Consider the following 19,647-nt stretch of genomic DNA (forward strand, 5'->3'; position numbering starts at 1 on the left):
TTCGGGATTATTGCACTACTCCAGACCGATTTCGATACACGTGTGCAACGTGCCTACTAATCTGATGATAAACCTTTTGATGCCAACCATTGGCGATCGAACAAACGCGACTGATACCGAGCTCCACCGTCGCAAAGTACCGTCACAATCCTATGTCCAGGCCCCATTTGCTTAGCCAAAGCCACAGCCGCCCCCACATTAATCCCAACAGAACCCCCCATAAATAAGCCTTCTTTCCTCAGCAATTGGTAAACCACGCGGACAGCTTCAGTATCATCAATTTGGATAGCATCATCTACGGAGACATTCTCCATATTTCCAGTAACGCGACTCGTACCAATTCCCTCAGTAATCGAACTACCTTCAGTCTTAATTTCCCCTGTTTTGAAATAACTGTAAAGCCCGCTACCCATCGGGTCTGCCAAAACAGCTTTTATCGCGGGATTTTTTAATTTCAAAAACATTGATACACCCGCAAAAGTGCCGCCCGTACCCGTTGCAGCCACCCAAGCATCAATTTTTCCGTCGGTTTGTTCCCAAATTTCCGGGCCGGTTGTCTCGAAATGAGCTTGGCGATTGGCTAAATTGTCAAACTGATTTGCCCAGACGGCATTCTCCATTTCCGCAGCCAATCTTCCCGACAGTTTGACATAATTATTCGGGTCTTTGTAAGGAACAGCAGGAACAGTCCGAACTTCGGCGCCCAAGGTTTTCAAAGCATCGATTTTTTCTTGTGATTGGGTATCAGGAATCACAATCAAACACTTGTAACCTTTAGCGTTGCAAATGTGTGCTAAACCGATGCCCGTATTGCCGGCAGTGCCTTCAACAACGGTGCCGCCCGGTTTCAGCAAGCCTTTTTCTTCAGCGTCTTTGATGATGTACAAAGCAGCCCGGTCTTTGACGGAACCGCCGGGATTGAGAAACTCTGCTTTGCCGAGAATTTCGCAGCCGGTTTCATCGCTGAAGCTGTTTAATCGAATTAGTGGTGTGTTACCGATTGTGCCTACAAAGCCGTTTTTGATATCCATATTTTTTGATTGTTTCTATACTATATAATTCTGACAATAACTTTGATATTTCGTGCTAGCAGTTTACCAAATTTTGCTCATATTTAGCACGAATCCCGGCAAAACTGGGTCGCCACTGACTGTCACCGGATTCTCCAAGCATTCCTCTGGCAAACCGGGACGGTAGATGTAGACTCTGCGATTTTTGCGGTCAATCAGCCAGCCTAACTGCACTCCTGGTTCCCTCATATATTCTTGCATCTTTTCTTGTAGCGACTTAAGATTGTCAGACGCAGACCTGAGTTCTACTACAAAATCTGGGCAAATCGGGGCAAATTTTTGCTTTTGTTCGGGTGACAAAGCATTCCATCTTTCCAGTTTAATCCAAGCAGCGTCAGGCGACTTTTCTGCACCTGTTGACAAAGTAAATCCTGTACTGGAAGTAAATGCTAAGCCTGTACCATTTTGTTCAGCCCAAACCCACAGCGGCCCAAATATATTGCCTTCTCGATTTCCCGTCTCCGAACCAGTAGGCGGCATAATTAGCAGTTCTCCCGATTTGTTGCGTTCAATCCGTAATTCACTATTGATTTGACAGAACTCGAAAAACTCGTCCTCTGTCATTTGCAATTTTGGCGGTACTCGCAACACGATTGTTGGTGACAGCATTTGGCATTTCCTCTAATTTCAATTGTTCAGACAATAGGATAATTTTTGGGTTCGTAGTGAGGACTTCAGTCCTCAAAAAAGAGGATTGAGGACTTTAGTCCTCACTACGAACCAGTCGGTAAATTTAACTTATTTATTCGGTTGAGGAGTCATCCGCAAATAAGGCTTAACTGGCGTGTAGCCTTTGGGAAATTTCTCTGCCAACTCTTTCGGGTCGGTAATCGAAGGTACGATGACGCAATCGTCGCCGTCTTTCCAGTCAACTGGAGTCGCAACGCTGTATTTGTCAGTAAGTTGCAGAGAATCAATTACCCGCAAAATTTCGCCAAAATTCCGACCAGTGCTCGCTGGATAAGTAATGCTCAAACGCAATTTCTTCTCCGGGTCAATCACGAATACTGTGCGAATTGTTAAGTTGTTCAGCGAGTTAGGATGAATCATGTCGTAAATGTCAGAGACTTTACGATCGCCATCTGCTAAAATTGGATAGTTGAGAGTAACTTTTTGAGTTTCCTCAATATCTTTAATCCAGCCCATGTGAGAATCCACATCATCCACACTCAGGGCGATGGTTTTAACGCCCCGCTTATCAAATTCAGATTTGAGACGGGCGACTGCGCCGAGTTCGGTGGTACAGACTGGAGTATAGTCTTTCGGGTGGGAAAACAACACGACCCAGCTATCGCCGGCCCAGTCGTAGAAATTGATTTCGCCTTCAGACGAGGCTTGGGTAAAGTTGGGAACTGTATCGCCTAATCGCAGTGACATAACTGGTTTCCTCTAATTTTATTTAACGACGGTTCTCTATCATCCCATAAGTGCCCGGTTTCTCGATCGCACTGTAAATGATTTTAAACTTTTTGGTCGATCGCCGACCAATACCATTACTGTAATATATATGAGAGTTTTACCCTAAATTTTGTTGCTATGCTGTACTTTTTGCTGAAGACAATACAGCCTGTTTTAGTTCCCGTGTGTTGTGTCTGTGCCTGGGGTTTAGTTTTTTTGGTGTGTTCGAGTGTCGGGCGTGCTGTCGGCGACTCAATGCACAGAGCTCAGCGGATGCACCAAATTCCTTGTGCTAACTGCGTGTTTTTCACTGGCGACTACCACCTCAAGTGTCCCGTTCAGCCTACAATAGCTTTATCTGAAGATGCGATCGACTGTTCTGATTATCGATCGCATTCGGGAACTTACGGTTAAAAAAATCAGCCGTCGCTTGACATATTTCTTAACATTTCTCGCTATTTCGATTAAACTTAAGTTGCGATCGAGAGATTTTCAGGAGTGTATAAAGAATGATAGTTCAAAAGCTAAACGGTTGCGACGAGTTTATAGCGGGTGACGGTACTCAACTGCGAGAATTGCTGCATCCAGACAAACAAGCTGTGGATTTGCGTTACAGTTTAGCCCACGCGGCTTTACCAGCCGGACAAACTTCGGTGCTGCATTCCCTCGCAACTTCTGAAGTTTACTACATCATCAGTGGCGTTGGGGAGATGCACATCGACGATGACACTCAATTGGTGGAAGTCGGAGATGCGATTTACATTCCGCCAAACGCCAAACAGTTTATTTACAATTGCGGCACAGAACCGCTAATATTTATTTGTATCGTCGATCCGGCGTGGCGAAAGGAAGACGAGACAATTTTTCAGTAAGGTGTCGAAAAATCTGTTTTAACAATAATAGCTTTAACAATAACAGCACCCAGCCATATGTACCGAGTGATTTCCTCTTTTTGCAACTTCGATGCGGAGTTGCAAAAATCCTAGGATTCACTTGCATTGCTCCCCTCTAATTAGTTGAGGAAGTATCAGCTTTGTTGGTGGGTGCTGTTATTGATTTTTGATGAGACAGATGTGAGATTAAACAGCGTTTTACTCCTTTGATTCTATTTTGAACTTCGCTGTGATATCTAGATGTTGCATCTGTCGGAAAAGCTTTTTGTTTGCTTCATGTTATTAATCTACCACCTTTTTCTAGAAGTGCAAGCACCTGCAACTAAACTTTACAGATGAAGGAAGACGGAAGTTCGGCAACGAGCAATGTACGGGATGTAACGGATGTCGGGGAGAAGGAAGACGGAAGAGGGAAGACGGAAGACAATCTTCTATGGGTAGAGATATTGAGGAGGAATTATGAAGTTAAATGAAGCATCGAGCTTTCTGAATGGGCGGCTAAAATAGTACAGTTCGGCTGTGGCTGCTACTGCGAGAAACAGAGATAATATTTGTATGAAAAAAACCAAACTCATCAAACTGTGCGCTTTATCGCTGAGCATTTTTCTGCTGTGTAGCAGTATCGTGACAGCGGAACCGATTGCGAAGCCTCAACCGCAGCAGACTTACACTAACCAAGAGATTCTGCAACAGTTGGTGAAGGCGAAAGTCGTGTATCTGGGAGAAACCCACGATAGCGTTGCCGACCACCAAGCTCAACGGGCGATTGTTCGAGAAATGCAGCGGCAAAATCGTAAAATTGCGATCGCGATGGAGATGTTTCAGCGTCCGTTCCAAAGTGCGATCGACAACTACTTAGCTGGTAAACTGACAGAAGAGCAATTAGTCGAGCAAACAGAGTACGATCGCAGATGGCGTTTTCCCTGGGAATATTACGCCCCATTTTTGCGGTTTGCCAAAGAAAAACAACTACCAGTCCTAGCCTTAAATACACCATCGGAAGTAACGAGAAAAGTTGCCTCTCAAGGCTTAGAAAGCCTCACAGCAGAGGACAAAAAATATATTCCGCCAATTTCCGAAATTCGCACCGACAACGCCGAATACAGGCAAATGCTGCTCGAAGTTTTCCAACAGCACCAAAAGGCTGCACAGGGAAATAGTACGGCCTTTGAAAGATTTTTGCAAGCTCAAGTTTTGTGGGATGAAACTATGGCCGAAAAAATCGCTGAATTTGTCAAAGCTAACCCGGATTATCAAGTTGTGGTGTTGGCGGGGAAAGGGCATATTATGTTCGGTTACGGAATTCCCAGCCGCGTCGAGAGGCGCTTGGGAGTCGGAAATGTAAAAATGCGATCGGTTTTATTCAGTTCAGCTACAGATACTCCTTTGTCTGCAAGCAAACCCATGGCTGACTTTGTTTGGAAGCACTTGGAATAGTACAATTTTACTCGCAAGCAATAATCGGGAACAGTCAATGACAAACACACCAAAAATACTTGCATTTGCCGGAAGTACCCGGGAAGCGTCCTACAACAAACTGCTGGTAAAAGTTGCGGCTGCTGGGGCTAGGGCGGCGGGCGCAGAAGTTACTTATGTAGATTTGCGGGATTTGCCGATGCCACTATTTGATGAAGATTTGGAAGCAAAAGAAGGAATACCAGAAAATGCCCGGAAGTTGAAGGAATTGATGGTAGCACATCACGGGTTTTTGATAGCTTCCCCGGAGTATAACAGTTCGGTTACGGCTGTGTTGAAAAATGCGATCGACTGGGTATCGCGCCCAGCCCCGGGAGAACCAGGATTGGTGGCATTTACTGACAAAGTAGCGGTAATTATGAGCGCTTCCCCTGGCGGATTTGGCGGTATGCGGGGATTGGTGCATTTGCGATCGATCCTAGGTAATATTAACGTGTTCGTACTCCCGGATCAGAAAGCCATTCCCCAAGCTTTTCAAGCATTTAATGCTGATGGTACGATGAAAGATCCCAAACAGCAGGAGTCTGTGGAGAATCTCGGCGCTAAGTTGTCTAATGTGCTGTCGAAATTAATCGCGTGAGGTGATTAATTAATTTTGCAGTAGGGACGCAACAATGTTGTGTCCCAATCTCAGTATCTGTGATTTTGCTGGCTGCATCAAGTGAGATTCATAGAATAAAACCCTTGAAATGGCATCATTAAAATTCCCAATATCCGACTAATTTCATTAACAAAAAAGTCTCGCTTGTCAATATAAATTGTACTGCCATTCAACTTAAGAAACTTCCAATCAGTACCTGTAGTCACAGCCCCATAAATACTGGCAATTTGCTCTCCGCTGCGCTGATTAAATAATTGGGCGGCTACCATTTCTGCAATACACTGACCCAAACCAGATTTAATACTTTCATTCTTAGCCTCTGTGAGAGTAATGACGGGGGCGCGAATTTCATAGGAATCCTTTGATGCAGTGAGAATATAATCGCAATAGCCGTTCAAACCTGCTTCTAAATCTACATTGAATTCTGAACCCGAGAAAAAACCAACTTGAAAATCAAATTGCCGCCTGACTTCCAATAATATTGGGGCAATAATTAACTCAGCGCGAGCCTTTTCGGTATTAATTGCCGTAGCTAAGGACAGGTTTTCAGTTAAAGTAGTTTGCAAATAGGAACTTGGCTGTACCTCCGGGATATCGCCAAACAAATCTAAAGGTTCTTCTACGGTTAAATTAAAAGATTCTCTAACTTTCGCTAAAGTTGTAAAATCGCTGTATGCCACAGGTTGACCTCATTGCTCGATTTTGGCGATCGCATTCTCAAATTGCTACAATCATAGTTGATTGCCTGTTATCCTCACCCCCAAATTAACATGACATTCACCGGAGATCCAAATTCAGCACCTGTTTTGCCAACAGCCGCAGAAGCAGCGGTTGCCAAAACCAGCAGCCGCGCCTTAGAATCGCACTTAGAAAATCATCCGTCTGGCGAATCCCTGAAATTGATATTAGATGAAAAAGAGGGCAAAACAATTGACATACCTGCCGCCGCGTTGCCACTGCTGTTAGCGATTTTGCAACAAACAAGTAGCGGCAATACTGTCAAGCTAACTCCAATTACTAAAGAACTTCATATTTATCAAGCAGCCGACATTCTGGGAGTTTCGGATAAATATATGCGGGAGTTGCTGGATGCTGGAAAAATCCCTTACAAGACAGTCAGGAACAGTCGCCGGATACGTTACGAAGATTTAATGGACTATAAAAAACAAAGTTACAAAGAAAGCAGTAAAATTATGGATATGCTTGTAGCTGAATCAGAAGCACTCGGTTTGTACCATTAAAATATGGCAACTTTAACTGTTATTTACGATGCTAATGTTTTGTATTCGGCATCTCTTCGTGACTTGTTTGTAGAGTTGGCAACTACCGACATAATTGAGGCACGTTGGACTGAAGAAATTCACGAGGAGTGGATGAGAAATTTACTTATAAACCGTCCCGATCTAAAATTTGAACAAGTTTACCGAACCAAAAACTTGATGAATGCAAATGTTGAAAATTGTTTGGTACAAGACTATGAGGCAATTATACAAGAATTAAAACTTCCCGATCCGGGCGATCGCCATGTCCTCGCTGCGGCAATTCACTCTCGTTCTAAGTTTATTATTACTTTCAATCTCCGAGATTTTCCCGAAGAAGTTCTTGCGCCTTACGACATTTTAGCGCAGCATCCAGATGATTTTATTTTACACTTGCTTGACCTCAACTGGCAAACAGTATGCAAAGCGGCAGAAAAGCAAAGAATCAGGCTCAAAAATCCGCCAAAAACGCCTGACGAGTATTTGCAAACGCTGGTAGAATTGGGACTGCCGCTGTCAGCAACTCGGATGCGAGAATTGTGTTATGCTGATTAGCCCGATCGCCTACTAAAAATTTATTTAACAGAGATAATAGCGGCTAGGAAGCATACCACCAATTGTACCAGTACCGCATCACCCGATCGACCTAAAAGAAAACCACCCGATCGCACATTGGCACACATAGGCTAGAACAAGCATAATTTAACCATCGGTCATCGGTCGGTTATACTTGTCACAAACAGTATGGCAGGCGTGGGAGACTCCTCCGTCACACCTGCCATGCAGTTTTATTTAATATTAGACAAGATTGCAAAATAATTTTATGCTATAATGAAGGGTTTGGCTTAAGTGGAGCAGATTGCAGGTTAGATCGGCACTTTAAAATTATGAGTTAGCTCTCAGGTCTAAAACTCAAAGCCTTTAATTGTAACTCCGTGATTTTTTTTGCAACAGGTCTAATATGTTCCAGGATAGCGGTCAGTCCATATTTTATGTTCATTAAGATATTCCTGATTTGAAAGGCTTCTCCCGCAACAGTGAGTTTTTTTTCGTTTGTAGCAGCAATTAACGAAAACAACATCTTGAGATACAAATTCAAGCTTGCTCGCGGTATTGTAAACCCGTAAATTTACTAGATTTCTTTGCCCAAATAACTCAATATTTTAAAAGTCTAAGTAATTCTATTTACGCCCCGCTTAAAGTTAGGTTGGTAAAGGTTATTATTTGTTTCCCTTTCTCGACTTTCTCCACAAGTGGACTGCTCCCAATCCCAAAAAGGTCAAAAATGAGGCGAAGGGGGAGGAGTTCTCCGGTACGGGAGTAGGAGGAGATTCGTTAATTTCTAAGGTCACAAGCCCCTCTCCTGAAATAGTTCCATTTCGGGCTTCGGTTATATTGTCAGTTGGGCGAGCATCGGGTATACTGGGCGGCGGGTTGCAGGGGCTAAAAAGCAACTAGATCTGATTCTATCAATCGCTCCGACGATCTATGAAACATCGAAATATAGAGCCTGTATTTTTGGCGATCGCCAAAATTAGTTGACGTGCCATCAGATCGGATGCCTTTTAATATTGTATCTTCATTCTATGCAACTTCATGTAAAATTGGTATTATGGACGATGTATTTTCAGTTTAATGAACAAATACCAGAGGTAAATCAACATGATAGAATCTGTCAAAATTAGCAAAAATAAAACCACCATAGCGGACTGGCGATTAACTCCTGGTTACTTGCATGAAGGTAGGTTAGATTTTGAATCAGCACATATTTTGTTAGGGTATTTCTTGGCAGATAGAAATTCTCTAAATCCACCGGGAGAAAAAGAATTATTTGCTGAAGATGGCATTTTTGAATGGGGACACGCCCAGCCTCTAGAAAAAGTCATAAATTCACGGGAAGATGTGGAGTTTCTGCTCAAAAATCCTAATTTGTTGCGGAACTGTATAACCATTATTGAACCGTGGGAACACGTAGGCGTTAACACTCTCGGAGAAGATGTTCGGGCTTCCAAAAACGTTGCCTACATTGCTCAAAAAGTTGCCGATATCGACTCAGTATTATTGCCAGTTTGGTCAACGGGAATCATCGATCCAGAAATAATTGTTCCGGCAATTACCTGCGGTTATGCCGTAGTAGTGGAAGGAGGCGATCCATCGACATACGATGAATCGACTTGGACAAGTCCAGCCTGTCCGCGAGAGGATATGTTTGCATTAGTGGAAAAATTGCTGATTTCGCGATCGCCCACCAGTGCCCCTGCAATATTCATCTGTGTAGGCCACCAACTGGCTGCTGAAGGTAACATACGACTGATTCGTCGTGCAGTCAAAGAAGTCCTGGGCATGACATCTTTGGATGGCGATCGCTCAGGTATTGCTCTGAGATCGTTGCAAGAGGTTGCAGGGCGCATCGAAGCAATAGGTAAGACTCTTCAAGTTAAAAAACGTGATGGGCGGGTTGTTGCCCAGGGCTGGAACGATCGGCATTTTGCGGTGACGCGCAATGAATCGAAGGAAGTTGGCGATCGCGTGTTGTTACCCTATCAGTCTCCAGACGGCGATGCCTTAGATATTCCTTGGGAACTCATCCATGCCCACTCTGTAACAGCAGATGCACATGAAGGTGTCATTGACACGACGATTCAATACGAGCATGAAGTATCAATTTCGATGTTTCACTCAGATGAAGTCAACGAAGAAGCTGTACTGTTTGCTAACTGGGCTTACCGAAGTATTCATGACGCCCTTATTCCTTATCGGCATTTGATAGCTGGAAGTCCTCTGTCATGGCTGATACAACTGCCTGATTCTGTGGAAATTCTTTGTTCGACAGCAGCTAATGGCGAAATAGTTACAGAATGTTCGGCTACGTGCATTAACTACAAAGACTTTGAAGCCAAAAAAATTCGACGTTCTTTTACTTGCCAGTTCCATCCAGAATTGCTGTCAGATTTGCGTGCGATCGGTAACAGCGAAGCTCCATCATATGCAACTTTGAAGAATGATGATGGTGTCCGCTTATTTGTACGACTACTGTATGCAGGTATGCAAGAGTAATGCTGTTAGCTTGCTGTCTTTTGGGAGATGAAGATGACAATTGAACTGAAACTATAGCCTTTCAAGCGAAAGATGAGGTATGCTGAGTTATGCTACAACCCTTACACCACCAACCTTTTCAGGTCAAGATTCGTCCGCGAATCAATGTGAGAAAGGCTATATCACAGCAACAGATCATCTTTTGAGCGTTGAATCACTTATTTTGAATTGAGCGCTCATCAGATACACTAGATGTTCGCTCACAATTCAAAACTATCGATCGACCCCTGCCAGTTTTTCTGCTGGAGCCGATCGCAAATTTTCACTTTTTGATTCGCCAAATATTGCTGAAATTCGGGTTTTTCAATGTCGCTGCGCCACAGGATAGCAGCATCTTCTCCTGTGTCTGCGTAGTATCGCTTTCGCCGTCCTGCTTCCTTAAAGCCAAATTTGTGGTACAGAGACAGTGCGACTAAATTAGAGGCTCGCACTTCTAAAGTTGCCCTTTCTAACTGTCTGCGGTGTGCCGATTTTAGCAAAGTCCAAAGCAGAGCTTGTCCCAAACCCTGACCTTGAAAGCGCGGATCGATCGCCAAAATGGTAATGTGAGCTTCTTCTAAAATTACCCACAGACAACCGATACCGATGAGTATTGGGGGAACTTGTAGGGGCGGTGGATGGTGCGTGCGGCCCCGAATCTGTAGGAGCGGTGGATGGTGCGTACCCGCCTGGTTGTGAGCTGATTCAGAACCCTCAGTTTCCCATGTCCACAAACCCAGTAAATCGCTATTAGGACTGTCTAACTCGCGCCTGTAGCCTTCGATCGTCCAAAGTCCGCCAAAACAGAGGCGATCGAGCTCTACTGCACTGTTGAGGTGTTCGGCGGCGAGATGTTTGATTCCGAGAAAAGGCACAGGGGATTTTAGATTTAATAATTACTCAAAAGCATCAATCTGGGCGCTGATGACCCAATTGCTTGCCGTCAATTGTACACTGGAGAACACAGTAAGGATAGTTATTGCGCGATGGTATTAACTCAATCTATCGAAAAAGTGGAATCTGGACTTCAGTATCTGTCTAAGTCTCAAGAACCCAGGGAAAGTCGATCGCCCAATCAAGAGCTTTTACCGCTGACAGCCAGCGTCAACAGTAAGAATCATTTGGAAATAGGAGGCTGCGACGTAACAGACTTGGTAGAGAAATTTGGCTCGCCACTGTACATCTTAGATGAAGAAACGCTGCGGGCGACCAGCCGCCAGTACCGAGAGGCTTTTAAGCGGTACTATCCGGGCGAATCTCAAGTGATCTATGCTTCTAAGGCTTGGAGTTGTTTGGCTGTTTGCGCGATCGCGGCTTCCGAGGGCTTAGGCATAGATGTGGTATCTGCCGGAGAAATTAAGACAGCACTAAAAGCTGGCGTGAATCCAGAAAAAATTTACTTTCACGGGAATAACAAATCCCGCGAGGAAATCGAACTAGCTGTCACCAGTGGCTGCACAATCATTGCAGATAATTTGTGGGATTTAGACAATCTCGCAGAGTTGGCAAAATTGGGTGTCAGTCACAAAGCCGGTGAGCGGATACGAGTTATGGTCAGGTTTACGCCTGGAATTGAGTGTCACACTCACGACTACATTAAAACTGGTCAAATCGACAGTAAATTTGGATTCGATCCCAACTCCCTCAAGGATGTTTTCATTTACCTCAGCAAGCAGCCGTCTTTATCCTGCGTCGGATTACACGCTCACATTGGCTCTCAGATTTTTGAAGTGAAACCCCACCACGATTTAGCAGATGTGATCGTTAAGGCTTTCAAAGCAGCAATTGGGCACGGGTTGAAGCCGACAGAAATTAATATTGGCGGTGGGTTGGGTATTCGCTATACTGAATCCGACGATCCTCCAAGCATAGATGATTGGGCTAAGACAGTCTGCGACGCAATGGTAGCAGCTTGCAAAAATCATGATTTGACAACATTACCAAAATTGCTTTGCGAACCGGGTCGATCGCTCGTGGGTTCAGCCTGCGTCACCGCTTATACGGTGGGCGCTAAAAAAGTCATTCCAGGAATCCGGACGTATTTATCGGTAGATGGCGGTATGTCGGACAATCCCCGTCCAATTACCTACCAATCAGTTTATCGAGTCCTCGCAGCCAACAAAATGTCTGCTGAGTTAACGGAAACAGTGACAGTTGCTGGCAAACACTGCGAATCAGGCGATATTCTGATTAAAGATGCTAAGTTGCCAGAGTGTCAGTCGGGAGATATTCTCGTCGTTACGGCTACAGGGGCATACAATTACAGCATGGCTTCTAACTACAACCGAGTCCCCAGACCGGCGGCGGTTTTGGTGAAAGATGGGAAAGTTGACACGATCGTAGAGCGGGAAACTGACGAGGATTTGCTGAGGTTCGATCGCCTTCCTGAAAGACTCGGAACTAAAAAGTAAGAAGTAAAACATAAAAAGTAAAAAGTAAGATGATTCATTGGGATTTCTTGATGATTGTTTTTAAACTTTTTACTTTTGGCTTGTTCAGTCACGCGATTGGAATAACAACTGTTCATGGTTCACGGGTTCGAGTGCATCATAGTTCGCGGTTCACAGGCGGTAAGGTTCGATGAACCATGAACAATCAACAATCTGGCTATGACTTTGGCCTCATTCAGTCCTTATTGATTCAGGCGATCGATATTGGACTGGTATTTGCCCTTGCGTATTTGGTGCTCGTCATTGTCGGGGAGCGCCGGACGCTTTGGATGGTAAGGGGATTTATTATTTTGATGCTGGCGGCGGCGGTGAGTAACTGGGCTGGATTGAGGCTGTTGCACGTGGCGCTCAACAGCTTGGTAACGGGTTCTGCTGTGGCAATGGCGGTAATATTACAGTCGGAGTTTCGCCGATTTCTGGAACAATTGGGTCGGGGGGAAATTATACAATTATTTGGACGCGATCGCCGACCAACTCCCGAACCCGACAGCGTAATAGATGAAATTGTGGACGCAGTAAAAGAACTTTCGCAAAACCGCACGGGCGCTTTATTAATTGTAGAAACAGATTCTCCGATCGACGATCGGGATTTTTCAGTTCCGGGAGTGAAGCTAAATGCGGAAGTCTCTAAGGAATTGTTGCAGACTATCTTTCAACCGCAAACTTTGCTGCATGATGGGGCTGTTTTGATTCGGGCTTCGCGGATCGTGTCGGCTGGGGTAATTTTGCCTTTGTCGGATCGCAGCGCCTCGCGGCAGTTGGGAACCCGCCACCGGGCGGCGATGGGGATTACGGAACGGGTGCAAGCTTGCGTGTGCGTCGTGGTGTCGGAGGAAACCGGTTCGATTTCTCTGGCGCAGATGGGAACTTTAAATCGACCTTTGACTAGCAGCAAACTTAAGGAATTGCTAGAAGCAAAGCTGTTTCCGTCGGAAGGAGAAAGAGTGGTGACTCCAATTCCGATCGGCAATCTCGGACGGCAGATAGGATTGAAGGGAGTGACACTGTTAAAACGGATACTGCGCCGTTAGTCGGGTAATCGGGAGAAACCATGAGTCAAGGAATTTGCTTGGAAAAGTTGCCTGCGGATCTACAACAAGAACTACTGCCTAAGCACATAGCAGTGATTATGGACGGAAACGGGCGCTGGGCTAAGAATAAGGGGTTGCCACGGATTGCGGGGCACCGCCGAGGAGCTAGCGCTCTCAAAGAACTGCTGCGCTGCTGCAAAGATTGGGGAATTCCAGCTTTAACAGCCTATGCTTTTTCGACGGAGAATTGGGGCCGGCCGGCCGGGGAGGTGGATTTTTTGATGAGTTTGTTTGAGGGCAAGCTGCGGCAAGAATTGCGCGAGATGGTGGACGAGGACGTGCAAATTCAATTTATGGGGAATTTGCAGGCTTTGCCGAAGTCTTTGCAGGCGGAAATCGAGCGCTCTGTGACGGCTACTCAGCACAATCGGGGGATTTTGTTTCGGGTGGCGACGAATTACGGTGGCCGCCAGGAGATTGTACAGGCTTGTCGGGCGATCGCCACTCAGGTACAAGAGGGCAAGTTGCAGCCAGAGGAGATTGATGAGGTTTTATTTAAACGCTATTTGTATACTGCTGATGTTTGCGATCCGGATTTGCTGATTCGGACGAGCGGGGAAATGCGGCTGAGCAATTTTCTGCTGTGGCAAATGGCTTATTCGGAAATTTACATTACTGAGACGCTGTGGCCGGATTTCGATCGATCGGAGTTTCACCGCGCTTTGTCTGACTATCAGCAGCGCAGCCGCCGATTTGGCAAAGTGTAACGATTTTGGATTTTGGATTTTAGATTTTGGATTTTAGATTAATTTTTCAGTTGCCAATTAGGTATTGATTCTGAAGTATATTCCTCAATCTAAAATCTAAAAACGATTTTGGATTTTGGATTTTAGATTTTGGATTTTAGATTTTAGATTAATTTTTCAGTTGCCAATTAGGTATTGATTCTGAAGTATATTCCTCAATCTAAAATCTAAAATCGCCAATCTAAAATCAAATTAGGGGCCTGAGAAAACGGCATCTTCAATGTCGTGACGCGAGAGCGAGTATTTGAAGGCTCGCTGAATGTCTTGGCCGTCGGCTCCGGCGTCAATATAGCGGATAGTGAGTTGATCGATATCGAGGGAGAGTTCTGCTTTCCAGGTTGGTCGATCGATCTGCCAGCAGTGGAGTTCTCGCCGATCTTGCTCGCAGCCGCGGCTTTTTAGCCACTGCTCGATTTCTGGGAGTGGATGGCTGTACAAAGGAGTGTCAGCGGAAGGAAGAGTCATGAGCAATTGGGAATGGGGAATGGGGAATGGGGAATTGGGAATTGGGAATTGGGAATTGGGAAAACTGTAGTTAATCTTTAATTTAGAACTTTTAGTTGTCAATTGCCACGAATTAAGCCGATCGCGATCGCCAGTACCAAGCATCCGACTAAAGTAGCCCCCATGATAAATAGAGCGAATATTTCGCCGGGGGACAAAGGGCGATCCGTGGGATCTAGGTAAGCCGAGTTAGAAGTTTTTTTACTCGATCCCGAAACCGGAGTGTTGAAGCCCGGGGGCGACTGAATCACATTCAGGCGAGAATAACCTATTTTGAGGTCGTAGGCGAGGCGGCGTTCTGGGTTGCTGAGGGTGGCGTAGGCGTTATTGAGCTGTTGAAATTTGGCGGTGGCGACTGCGGGTGGCAAGTCGGTAGTATCGGGATGGTAGAGTTTGCTCAGTTCCCGGTACGATCGCCGAATTTCGATCGCAGAGGCTGAAGGATGCAGCCCTAACAAGCCGTAATGACTGGAACCCAAGGGGGTTTTTCCGGGTTTTTTCTGACTTTTGTTTTTCGCAGTTGCCTCGTTTCCTGCCACCGAAGCCCCTCTCTGCCGATTGTTGATAATATTTGATTATTTTACCCCAGAGTTGAGTGTAGCGCCAGTGTTTGCCAGAGCGATGGGTTGAGTGCGGGCGATAAATCGTGGCAAGTAACCTCAAACCCAGCACCAAGATATTCGTGCCGTCCGCTTTATCGATAACGTTTATTCTTTAAAGCGTCTCCTCTTTTGAACGCAAAACTTTTAAGCTGTGCGGAAGCCAAAAAGATGCAAACGCAGAATGCTGTACACAGAAATCCACCCAATAAGGCTGTATGCCAGGGCAAATGACCTTTTCGCGTGAGTTGACTGTAAATCATCATTAATGGCGATCCTAATGCGCCAAATAGCCCAAGATAGTATCCCAAGTCACCTATACGCCAAAGCAATCCCAAGAACCAACTTTGCTTGCGTAGTTCTTCATATTCAGGATAGTCTAGTGACATTACAAATCCACTCCCTGTGCCTAATTAATTTAAACTATGAATCTACCCGCAAATTCTGCACATCCTCAACGCTAATCCCGGTAACTTGGGCGATTGCGCCATTATCTAGCTGTGAGAGTAATTGTTGGGCGATCGCTAGCGTTTCTTCTCGTTTTCTTTGTTCTCTTGCTGCCTGTATTCCTGCCTGTCTTGCTTCTTCAACAGCTTTAATAATTGCTCCCTGTTGGTCGTGAATAAACTGTTCCTTGCGTTCGTAAACTTCTACTTCTTCCCGACTTAACCGGGCTTGATTGGCAAGATCGAATGCTTTGTGGATTTCCGGTACGCTATCGATTGTTTCGGGAACTTCTGAGAGCATTCTGGCATATTTCATGAAATATATCCATTTATCTGTCAAAGTTTCTAGTTGACTTGCTTCTTTATGGAATTTAGGTAATTCTATAAACACTAAATTCATGGCATCTTCGGGATAGTTTAAATTGCTTTCAACTTCTTTATACACAAATCTCGAAATTAAGTTAGGGCTGTTGCGAAACATTTCAAAATCTGTAATGGTTAAAGCTATTAATGGCTTGAGCATTCGATAGCCTTCTCCTCTTTGCAATTGAAATGCGTAGGTTGTGGCTGCATTGTACAATACCCGATTGCCAGAATATTGAACGTTGAGAACTAGAATTTCAATAATGACTAAGGTGCCATCGTCTAGTTTGGCTGTGACATCGAGGTAAGTATCTTTTAAATCTGCAAGTTGCCTCGGCAGATTTGGGTTGATTATTTCTAAGTCTTCGATGGTGGAATTTCCTTCATAAATTAAGGCGTTAAGAAAGCTAATTAGAATCTCTTTGCTTTCTGAGGAGCCAAAGATTTTTTTGAAGGCGTATTTGGTTTTTGGGTTGATAAATATCATGGCTTTAATTTTGTAGTAGTGATTCAATCAGTGAGGCGTAGTTTGTTGGAATATTTAGGAATCGCCCCGCAAATTTTGCACGTCCTCAACGGTAAGCCCTGTAACTTGGCTGATTTTGTCATTATCTAGCTGTGAAAGTAATTGTCGGGCGATCGCCAACTTTTCTTCTCGCTTTCCTTGTTCTATGCCTTGTTCTATGCCTTGTTCTATGCCTTGTTTTATGCCTTGTTTTATGCCTTCGTTAAGCGACTTAATAATTGCTCCCTGTTGGTCATAAATAAACTGTTCTCTTTTGTCTAAATCTGCCACTTCCTCTCGGCTCAACTTGGCTTGATTCGCAATATTAAAAGCTTCATGTATTTCTGGTATACTATCCATTGTTTCTGGGACTGATGTCAGACTTCTCGCATTTTTCATGAAATAAATCCATTTATCTGCTAAAGTTTCAAGTTCCTCCTCTCCTTTGATAAATTTCGGCAATTCTACAAATACTAAATCTAGCTCATTTTCGGGATATGTAAAGTTTTTATTGACTTCTTTTAACACAAATCTCGAAATAAATTCTGCATTCTCAGGAAACATCTCAAAGTCAGTAATTGTCAAAGCAATTACTGGCTTCAATAGTCGATAGCCTTGGGCTGCTTCCAATTGAAAAGCATAGGTTTTAGCTGCATTGTAAAAAACCCGCTTGCCAAAAGACTGGACGTTGAGCACTTGCATTTCAATGATTACTAAAGTGCCGTCGCTGAGTTTGGCTTTCACATCGAGATAACTATCTTTTAAGCCTTCTAGTTTGGGAGGCAGATTCGGGTTAATAATTTCTAAGTCTTCGATGGTGGAATTTCCTTCATAAATTAAGGCGTTGAGAAAGCTAATTAGAATCTCTTTGCTTTGTGAGGAACCGAAGATTTTTTTGAAGGCGTAATCGGTTTTCGGGTTGATAAATATCATAGTAGTCAGATTTAGTTTTAAGGTTATCGGTTTGGTGGCGAAGCAACAGGATTTGAGAGCGGTCAAACGGCAGATTTTGTTTCAGGTAATGGCTTGACATTTTCTGGCAAATGTGAGTTGCCGATCGCCAGCACGGGCTCATCGTCCCTGTGTTCGTCATCGATCGGCAGTTGGCAAGAAATCAATTCTGTGACGATCCGATCGCCCAAAACATCTTCCCAATCCTGCAACTGTTCCCTGGCTTTGATCGGCTCGTTGACAGCAACATCTACGCCCATTTGTTGGAGGTTGAGGCTGTGGGCTGTCGATCGACGATTCACAAACTCCACCAACCAAACACTCAATCCCACTGCGGCCATCAAAGGCAATACAATCCGATAATCGCGGGTTAATTCAAACATCAATAGAATGGCTGTCAGCGGTGCTCTAGCGCTACCTGCGAGGACGGCGGCCATGCCCACCATTGCGTAGGCGGCAGGGCCTGCGACTCGATCGCTCAATGCCGGGATCATTTCCAAAAAGATGCCATAAGCCGAACCCAACGAAGCTCCCAAAAACATCGCCGGGGCGAAGATACCACCCACTAAACCGCTACCGAGGCTGATAGCTGTCACCGCCAGTTTGACGAATAGCAGCAACAGCAGCAAAGACAAGGAAAATTTGACATCTTGGAGCATTGCTTGGACTGTTTCGTAGCCCACACCCAAAATTTGAGGCAATTGCAGGGCGACTAAACCGACGATCGCACCGCCGATGACGGGATGAAGCGGCCGGGGCAGTCGTCCCAGCCAAGCAAATCCTCGGGTTTTTCCTTGAAAACAGCGATCGGCCAATTGAATTGCTTCTGTATAAGCTAAGGACACACAGCTTGCCAAAAGTCCCAATCCCATGTAAAGAGGCAGTTCTAGAGGACTGCGGACATCGTAGATTGGCAAAGCAAAGGCCGGCTGAGCTCCCAAACAAATTTGAGCGATCAGCGCCGAAACTACGGCGGAGAGCAAGACAACGCTGACTGACGAAGTGGCGAAGGTGCTACCGAGTACGACTTCTAAGGCAAAAAAGACTCCGGCGATGGGAGAGTTAAACCCGGCGGATAAGCCTGCTGCTGCTCCCGCGCCGAGGAGCAAGCGCTGCCGTTCTGGGGAAAGCTGCAAGATTTGAGCTAGCAGCATTCCGAAGTTGGCGCCGATTTCCACGCTGGGGGCTTCCGGGCCGAGGGAGGCGCCGGTGCCCAGGGATACTGAGGCCGCCACCATTTTGGTGATGGGTTTGAGGGGGGAGAGTTCTTGTAGCCCGCGGGTGGCGGCAATTAAGGATGACATATTGGGGCCAAAATCGCGAAACCGCCAGCGCATCAGCCCGATGATGACTCCGCCGAGGGTGGGAATGCACGCTAGTGTCCAAGATCCCGAAGAGGCGATCGCCCCCATAAAGTCTTCCAGCATCAGGCTGTGGATCAAGTGGATCAGGTAGTGAAATGTGACGACGCCTGCGCCAGTAACTCCCCCGATCACTAGGGAGAGGACGAGCAGGAGGGTTTCTGGGTTCGGATGCAGGCGGCTGAACAGCGGGCTGAGGCGGGAGGAATGCGGAGTTTCTGCGGTTGAGCCGGGCGGCAGCAGCTCCACAGGATGGGTGGCTTTCATTTAGCGGTTCATTCTTCTGTGAGAAGTTAGATAAATATTACATTTTATTTCTTATTTTCATTTTGAGTGATTTCAGAGGAATTGACAAGTTAATTAAGGCGTATTTTATGGCAGATTTTTGGGGCTGGCGGCTGGGATGGAATGACCGCTTCTGAGGGTGAGTGAATTTTAGCTGATAATTGTATGCTCAGTGACATTCAAAATTAGATAAACTGAGCGATAATCCTAATTAACTATATCTACAGTCTTATAGTTTCTGGCGATCGCATTAGAGGCTCTGCCATCTAGCAGTCTGTTTAACAGTTGACAGTTGACAGTTGACAGTTGACAGTTTGAGACCGATGTCTACCTAGAAGGAAGAGGATTGGAGTAATGAATGGTCTGATTTTAATTTCTCCCTAAAACGGAGAGGCTTTCAACCAATTCTTTCTGGTAAAATCACTGGAACTAAATGCTCTGATTTGAGATTTTAGGTCGAATAAAATATCTCAAATCGAAATTTTGTAGTGAGGACTGAAGTCCTCAGGGAATAGGACTAAAGTCCTCACTACAAACCTGTTTGATGGTGGCTGTTCGATCGCAAATATAGCAA

General features: G+C 45.1%; 23 protein-coding genes. 11 read left to right on the forward strand and 12 right to left on the reverse strand.

Going from position 1 to position 19,647, the window contains the following annotated elements:
- Positions 1-56 precede the first annotated feature (56 nt).
- From JGK14_RS06940 to JGK14_RS06950, 3 genes are all read right to left on the reverse strand, one after another.
- Complete coding sequence (locus JGK14_RS06940) at positions 57-1,031, reverse strand: cysteine synthase A (RefSeq protein ID WP_325314889.1); 975 nt, start codon at positions 1,029-1,031, stop codon at positions 57-59.
- A 63-nt stretch (positions 1,032-1,094) separates the two neighbouring features.
- Positions 1,095-1,679: a Uma2 family endonuclease gene (locus tag JGK14_RS06945; protein ID WP_293198088.1), complete on the reverse strand. Its 585-nt coding sequence runs from the start codon at positions 1,677-1,679 to the stop codon at positions 1,095-1,097.
- A 129-nt stretch (positions 1,680-1,808) separates the two neighbouring features.
- On the reverse strand, positions 1,809-2,447 hold the full coding sequence (locus tag JGK14_RS06950) for a peroxiredoxin (RefSeq protein WP_293152832.1): 639 nt from the start codon (positions 2,445-2,447) through the stop codon (positions 1,809-1,811).
- Positions 2,448-2,606: 159 nt separating this feature from the next.
- Between JGK14_RS06950 and JGK14_RS06955 the strand changes: the two genes are divergently transcribed.
- The 5 genes from JGK14_RS06955 (at position 2,607) to JGK14_RS06975 (ending at position 5,417) form a co-directional block, all read left to right on the forward strand.
- Positions 2,607-2,882, forward strand: coding sequence for a hypothetical protein (locus JGK14_RS06955; protein ID WP_293324304.1), 276 nt, complete (start codon positions 2,607-2,609; stop codon positions 2,880-2,882).
- Positions 2,883-2,977: 95 nt separating this feature from the next.
- Entirely contained in the window at positions 2,978-3,340 is a 363-nt protein-coding gene (locus JGK14_RS06960) for a cupin domain-containing protein (protein WP_293324301.1), read from the forward strand.
- Positions 3,341-3,696: 356 nt separating this feature from the next.
- Positions 3,697-3,834, forward strand: a complete 138-nt coding sequence (locus JGK14_RS06965) for a hypothetical protein (protein WP_293176042.1) — start codon at positions 3,697-3,699, stop codon at positions 3,832-3,834.
- Between the two features lie 82 nt (positions 3,835-3,916).
- A complete protein-coding gene (locus tag JGK14_RS06970; protein ID WP_293176044.1) occupies positions 3,917-4,798 on the forward strand; it encodes a ChaN family lipoprotein in 882 nt (293 codons plus the stop codon).
- A gap of 37 nt (positions 4,799-4,835) precedes the next feature.
- On the forward strand, positions 4,836-5,417 hold the full coding sequence (locus JGK14_RS06975; RefSeq protein ID WP_293198091.1) for an NADPH-dependent FMN reductase: 582 nt from the start codon (positions 4,836-4,838) through the stop codon (positions 5,415-5,417).
- Positions 5,418-5,494: 77 nt separating this feature from the next.
- Here JGK14_RS06975 and JGK14_RS06980 read toward each other — a convergent pair whose 3' ends face one another.
- Entirely contained in the window at positions 5,495-6,118 is a 624-nt protein-coding gene (locus JGK14_RS06980; RefSeq protein WP_293176048.1) for a hypothetical protein, read from the reverse strand.
- A gap of 90 nt (positions 6,119-6,208) precedes the next feature.
- Between JGK14_RS06980 and JGK14_RS06985 the strand changes: the two genes are divergently transcribed.
- The gene (locus JGK14_RS06985; RefSeq protein ID WP_293192414.1) at positions 6,209-6,679 is read left to right on the forward strand and encodes a helix-turn-helix domain-containing protein; all 471 of its coding nucleotides are present in this window, start codon (positions 6,209-6,211) and stop codon (positions 6,677-6,679) included.
- Positions 6,680-6,682: 3 nt separating this feature from the next.
- Positions 6,683-7,252, forward strand: a complete 570-nt coding sequence (locus JGK14_RS06990) for a PIN domain-containing protein (RefSeq protein ID WP_293192416.1) — start codon at positions 6,683-6,685, stop codon at positions 7,250-7,252.
- A 665-nt stretch (positions 7,253-7,917) separates the two neighbouring features.
- Here JGK14_RS06990 and JGK14_RS06995 read toward each other — a convergent pair.
- Positions 7,918-8,049: a hypothetical protein gene (locus JGK14_RS06995; RefSeq protein ID WP_293225220.1), complete on the reverse strand. Its 132-nt coding sequence runs from the start codon at positions 8,047-8,049 to the stop codon at positions 7,918-7,920.
- A gap of 310 nt (positions 8,050-8,359) precedes the next feature.
- On the opposite strand from JGK14_RS06995, the gene JGK14_RS07000 reads away from it, so the two are divergent.
- Positions 8,360-9,754 (forward strand): hypothetical protein, encoded by a 1,395-nt coding sequence (locus JGK14_RS07000; protein WP_293317673.1) that lies wholly within the window; start codon positions 8,360-8,362, stop codon positions 9,752-9,754.
- A 239-nt stretch (positions 9,755-9,993) separates the two neighbouring features.
- On the opposite strand, the gene rimI is transcribed toward JGK14_RS07000, so the two are convergent.
- Positions 9,994-10,647 (reverse strand): ribosomal protein S18-alanine N-acetyltransferase, encoded by a 654-nt coding sequence (rimI, locus tag JGK14_RS07005; RefSeq protein WP_325314890.1) that lies wholly within the window; start codon positions 10,645-10,647, stop codon positions 9,994-9,996.
- A gap of 111 nt (positions 10,648-10,758) precedes the next feature.
- Between rimI and lysA the strand changes: the two genes are divergently transcribed.
- The 3 genes from lysA (at position 10,759) to JGK14_RS07020 (ending at position 14,020) form a co-directional block, all read left to right on the forward strand.
- A complete protein-coding gene (gene lysA, locus JGK14_RS07010) occupies positions 10,759-12,183 on the forward strand; it encodes a diaminopimelate decarboxylase (protein ID WP_293176060.1) in 1,425 nt (474 codons plus the stop codon).
- 176 nt (positions 12,184-12,359) lie between these two features.
- Complete coding sequence (cdaA, locus tag JGK14_RS07015; protein WP_293176062.1) at positions 12,360-13,253, forward strand: diadenylate cyclase CdaA; 894 nt, start codon at positions 12,360-12,362, stop codon at positions 13,251-13,253.
- 20 nt (positions 13,254-13,273) lie between these two features.
- Positions 13,274-14,020: an isoprenyl transferase gene (locus JGK14_RS07020; protein ID WP_293176064.1), complete on the forward strand. Its 747-nt coding sequence runs from the start codon at positions 13,274-13,276 to the stop codon at positions 14,018-14,020.
- A gap of 231 nt (positions 14,021-14,251) precedes the next feature.
- Here the strand turns inward: JGK14_RS07020 and JGK14_RS07025 are convergent, their stop codons facing one another.
- The 6 genes from JGK14_RS07025 to JGK14_RS07050 form a co-directional block, all read right to left on the reverse strand.
- Positions 14,252-14,524, reverse strand: coding sequence for a DUF3143 domain-containing protein (locus JGK14_RS07025; RefSeq protein ID WP_293176326.1), 273 nt, complete (start codon positions 14,522-14,524; stop codon positions 14,252-14,254).
- Positions 14,525-14,622: 98 nt separating this feature from the next.
- Positions 14,623-15,102 (reverse strand): J domain-containing protein, encoded by a 480-nt coding sequence (locus JGK14_RS07030; RefSeq protein WP_293176066.1) that lies wholly within the window; start codon positions 15,100-15,102, stop codon positions 14,623-14,625.
- A gap of 155 nt (positions 15,103-15,257) precedes the next feature.
- Positions 15,258-15,551 carry a hypothetical protein gene (locus JGK14_RS07035; protein WP_293225224.1) on the reverse strand — a complete coding sequence of 98 codons (294 nt, stop codon included), beginning with the start codon at positions 15,549-15,551 and terminating at the stop codon, positions 15,258-15,260.
- A gap of 34 nt (positions 15,552-15,585) precedes the next feature.
- Positions 15,586-16,458: an Rpn family recombination-promoting nuclease/putative transposase gene (locus JGK14_RS07040; RefSeq protein WP_293192425.1), complete on the reverse strand. Its 873-nt coding sequence runs from the start codon at positions 16,456-16,458 to the stop codon at positions 15,586-15,588.
- A gap of 54 nt (positions 16,459-16,512) precedes the next feature.
- Entirely contained in the window at positions 16,513-17,409 is an 897-nt protein-coding gene (locus JGK14_RS07045) for an Rpn family recombination-promoting nuclease/putative transposase (protein ID WP_293192427.1), read from the reverse strand.
- A 62-nt stretch (positions 17,410-17,471) separates the two neighbouring features.
- Entirely contained in the window at positions 17,472-19,055 is a 1,584-nt protein-coding gene (locus JGK14_RS07050) for a chloride channel protein (protein ID WP_293176070.1), read from the reverse strand.
- Positions 19,056-19,647 lie beyond the last annotated feature (592 nt).

Origin of the sequence: Microcoleus sp. PH2017_28_MFU_U_A, assembly GCF_020738035.1 — a bacterium.
In the GTDB taxonomy this organism is placed as follows: Bacteria; Cyanobacteriota; Cyanobacteriia; order Cyanobacteriales; family Microcoleaceae; genus Microcoleus.